The sequence below is a fragment of the Shewanella sp. GutDb-MelDb genome (assembly GCF_002836075.1).
GTDB lineage: Bacteria > Pseudomonadota > Gammaproteobacteria > Enterobacterales > Shewanellaceae > Shewanella.
In genome coordinates this window covers 1-4,287 of record NZ_PJBM01000023.1, presented here as the reverse complement: position 1 = coordinate 4,287, position 4,287 = coordinate 1, and the positions used below count along the sequence as shown (strand labels likewise).

The 4,287-nt window shown below is 42.8% G+C and carries 4 protein-coding genes and 1 pseudogene; 3 read left to right on the top strand and 2 right to left on the bottom strand.

Annotated elements, in window-relative coordinates; translation table 11 throughout:
• Together CXF82_RS00670 and CXF82_RS00665 are read left to right on the top strand one after the other, a co-directional pair.
• The gene (locus tag CXF82_RS00670; protein WP_102043493.1) at positions 1-651 is read left to right on the top strand and encodes a DUF3334 family protein; all 651 of its coding nucleotides are present in this window, start codon (positions 1-3) and stop codon (positions 649-651) included.
• A gap of 122 nt (positions 652-773) precedes the next feature.
• Positions 774-1,790 carry a LacI family DNA-binding transcriptional regulator gene (locus tag CXF82_RS00665; RefSeq protein ID WP_102043492.1) on the top strand — a complete coding sequence of 339 codons (1,017 nt, stop codon included), beginning with the start codon at positions 774-776 and terminating at the stop codon, positions 1,788-1,790.
• Between the two features lie 52 nt (positions 1,791-1,842).
• Here the strand turns inward: CXF82_RS00665 and CXF82_RS00660 are convergent, their stop codons facing one another.
• Positions 1,843-2,511: a 3'-5' exonuclease gene (locus tag CXF82_RS00660; RefSeq protein WP_101090941.1), complete on the bottom strand. Its 669-nt coding sequence runs from the start codon at positions 2,509-2,511 to the stop codon at positions 1,843-1,845.
• Positions 2,512-2,707: 196 nt separating this feature from the next.
• On the opposite strand from CXF82_RS00660, the gene CXF82_RS00655 reads away from it, so the two are divergent.
• Positions 2,708-3,853: a ribosomal protein uL16 3-hydroxylase gene (locus CXF82_RS00655; protein WP_101090940.1), complete on the top strand. Its 1,146-nt coding sequence runs from the start codon at positions 2,708-2,710 to the stop codon at positions 3,851-3,853.
• A 126-nt stretch (positions 3,854-3,979) separates the two neighbouring features.
• Here CXF82_RS00655 and CXF82_RS00650 read toward each other — a convergent pair.
• Positions 3,980-4,287, bottom strand: a pseudogene (locus CXF82_RS00650) (transporter); the annotation flags it as partial.

Sequence of the window (4,287 nt, the reverse complement as noted above, 5' to 3'; positions counted from 1 at the left end):
TTGTCGGTTTCTCACGTGCTTTCTAGCACGACTAATAGTCAGATCACGCACGCTGGAATGGTGCAATCCATCACGCGTACTTGTTTAAAACCTGACTTAGGTTGTTTTTCAATTTTTGACGGTGGTTTCTCCGGATTAGTGGTTATCAATTTTTCAGCGCCAGCAGCAATTGAAATTTACCGCGAATACATGATTAACATGGGAATGCCAGAGTCTGAACTCGCGTTCTCCCATACCTCAGATGAAGTCAGTAATGTGATGGGCGAACTGATGAATCAGATGTTAGGCGATTTCATCAATAAAATAAGTAAAGAACTGCAAACGTCGATTAGTCAAAGTCAGCCAAAAATGTTGACGATTAACAAGGAACTTACCATTTCGGTTGATACCAACCTCGATGAAGCCGTGGCGAGAAGAGTGTCTTTCAAAACACAAAAAAACCATATCTTTTATCTTGAATTCGCAATGGATAAAACTGAGTTCATTAAGCTAAACGATTTTGATGCCGATGAAGATTTCGACCTAGACGATCTTTTAGCAGAACACGGTCAAGGCAGTGGTTCACAACATTCAAAGCAAGTACAGAATAAGCAAAAAGATGTTCAAATGAGCACCAGTGCAGATGATCTGTTTGATGAATTAGGGATTTAAGTGGCGTATCTAGTGGGCAACCTCGGTTGCCTGACTGTATTGATTGACGGTATTAATTAGACGTAATTAAGGCGTGCTATAGCGTTATTTATATAATAATAAGAAAGGTTTAAATAAATATTATGGTCACAAAAGCAACCTCAATCGATATCGCCTACAAAGCAGGGGTGTCTCAATCTACAGTGTCTAGAGCACTGAGAGACAGTCCTTTAGTGAATTTGGAAACGCGCCAGCGGATCCAAGCCATTGCAAAAGAGCTTAACTACAAAGTGGATAAAAATGCCAGTAACTTGCGGATGCAAAATAGCCAAACGCTAGCCTTGCTGCTTTGTGAAGATCCAACTAACGATGATTCATTAATTAATCCTTTTTTCCTATCAATGCTCGGCTCTATAACACGCGCATCGGCCCAAAAAGGCTATGACTTACTGGTCTCATTTCAACAGCTAAGTAGTGATTGGCATGCTGACTACGAAGACAGTAATAAGGCCGACGGCATCATACTGCTTGGTTACGGTGACTTTGTAGATTACGAGAGAAAGTTAGCAAGATTACTTGAGCAAAATACCCACTTTGTTATTTGGGGAGCTGAACATAATCATAAGTCGGTTCTGACCATAGGTTGTGATAATCATCAAGGCGGCATGAGCGCGACAGAGCATCTATTGGCACTGGGTTATAAAGATATTGTTTTTGTGGGCGACTCCTCAAGTCACAGCCCTGAATTTCGAGATCGTTATCTGGGTCATCTGGCCGCACTAGAAAAAGCCAACATAAAACCGAGTGAGACAATCCCTTTCGAAGCGATAAGTACCGAAACCTCAGGCTTTGAGGCGACTAATAAATTACTTAACAGTGGCGAGAAGTTTGACGCCATTTTTGCGGCAAGTGATCTTATCGCGATAGGTGCAATTAGAGCGCTCAATGCCAAAGGGTTATCGGTACCCGCTGATATTGCAGTCGTAGGCTATGACGATATACCAGTGGCAAGTTTTGCTAATCCATCTTTAACCACGGTTAAGCAGAACACCAAACTTGCTGGAGAAATTCTAGTCGAAAGCGTGTTAAAGCTGATTAATGGCGAAGAGGTATCACCACAGTTGATCCCGACCAATCTTGTGATTAGACAATCAACTTAGCAGTTTAAGATGTTCTAAGGTTGACGAAGCACATAGACCATACTCATGAGCACTAGCGGCCTTGGCTCGCCAAGTACCTTTGCACGTTGGCTTTGCTTTGTTTGGTTATTGCCTGCATCAACTTAAATTCAGGGTGTTGAATATGATGATCTTGTTTAAGATCATCGAGCATCACTAACCATAGGTCCGCCGTCATTTCTGAATCCGCTAACGCTCGGTGAAATACACCGTCGTGTTCAATCTGCTTATAGTGGATCAAGCTGCCAAGTTTATGGTTCGGTGCATCTTGATAAAGTCTTCTGGCTATTAACATAGAACAGGCGAATTCACCGCTATAGTCTCGACCTATCGATTTAAGTTCGGCGTCTAAAAAACGTTGATCGAAAGAGGCGTTGTGGGCAACCAGATTATAATCACCGATAAAGTCCGCAAATTGATCCATCACTTCATCGCAAGGTGCAGCGCTACTGAGCATTTGATTGCTAATGCCAGTGTAACTTTCGATAAAGCTGCTAACGCGAAACCCTGGGTTCATTAACTCTTGAAACCTATCGATGACAATGCCGTCTTTTAACATCACAGCTCCGATCTCTATCGCACGGTCACCTTGGGTGGGCGATAAGCCGGTGGTCTCGAAATCCAACACAATAACGGTGTTGGCTTTGCTGCTAAGTTCGGTGCTTAAACGATGAGAGTCTACTGCAGTTGAAAAGTGTGCCAATGTGCTACGCGCCCTATTAAATTTGTCGTTATTGTAGTTCTACAGCGAAGCGAGTCAATTTAAATGTTGTGGTTAATTGCATACCGCGGCGTTATTACGTCGTTTAAGACGACTAATCAGCCGTTTTATGATCTCGACCAAATTACTAAATGCTAATACTTGTTAGTATCGCCGCAAATTATAGTGGGTAACAAATATGCAATTAGATTTAAATGGTATAACGCCAAAACAGTTTCTAGAGCAGTACTGGCAAAAGAAACCACTGGTGATCCGTCAAGGCTTTAAAAACTTTAAAGATCTTCTTTCACCAGAAGAGATGGCAGGGCTTGCTTGCGAAGACGTGGTTGAATCACGCCGCGTGTTTAAAGAACATGATGAATGGCAAGCTGAGTTTGGCCCATTTGAATCTTATGAAGAACTTGGTGAAACAGACTGGACGTTAATCGTGCAAGCGCTTAACAACTGGGTGCCTGAAGCTGAAGAACTGATAAAATGTTTTGATTTTATCCCACGCTGGCGCTTAGATGACGTCATGGTCAGCTATGCCACACCGGGTGGCGGAGTCGGTCCACATATCGATCTTTATGACGTATTCATTTGCCAGGGTTCCGGCCGACGTCGTTGGAGAGTGGGTGATCTTGGACCACATAAAGAATTTGCAGCGCACCCAGCATTACTGCACACCGAAGCATTCGACCCCATCATTGATGTTGAATTACTACCAGGCGATATCTTATATTTACCGCCAGGGTACCCTCATGACGGCGTCACGATAGAGCCATCAATGAGCTTTTCTGTGGGTTATAGAACTGCGTCAGCCAAAGATATGATCAGCGCTATGGCAGACCACATCATCGACAAAGATATGTGTAATGAGCAAATTGCCGATCCTGATCGTGTATTAAGCGAAAACTCTGGTGTTGTTAACAACGGCGATCTTGAGCGTATTAAGCAACAACTGTTTGCCACGCTTGATGACAAGTTAGTTAGCGAGTTTAGCGGTCGTTACCTCACTCAATCTAAGTGTGAACTGGATTTGCCAGAAGAGCATTTAGGTTTCCAAAGCTTAGATGTGACCGAGCAACTTAAGCAGCAGCCTTTAATTAAGCTTGGCGGACTGCGTACCCTGTATTTCGAAGCAAGCGTTGCTGACGGTGTGCTTTATATCAATGGCGAGCAATTTACGCTTTCAGCCAGTCGAGAAGCGTTGATTGCATTGTTATGTGATACCCAAGAGCTAACTGCAGTGAACTTAAGCCCGTGGTTAGAAGATATCGAAGTGGTTGAGCAATTAACCGCTTGGGTGAATGCTGGCTACTGGTATTTTGACGATATCGACTAAATTTACCTAACACTAAAGATTTAAAAATGGGTTCAGTGGCTGTTGTCGTTGAACCCTTTTTTTGCTCATTGTTTAAGGAGGATGTAGCGAACAAGCTTAATTATCTTATATTGAGTAGGGGCAGCGCTAAAAGATGTACTGCCATACCGCCCCTAATGTATCAAAATCGCTGCCTGCTTGAGTTATAACTCCTGTGCTGGCGTAGAGTTTAATGCTATTGCTTCTGTTTATTGGGGCTGAATAGGTAATACCAAAACGTGAATTTTCTTGGGAATCGAAAGAATCGATTTTATTTTTCTCAGTCTCGCCGCCGAAATAAAAATTGGCATTGAGCGACAACCAGTGACCTCGACTGAAGTTATAAATTAAGTGACCTTGTAGGGTATATTGTGGCTCTTGTTCAAGTTCCACATCGTTAAAGTATGCATCGTTAT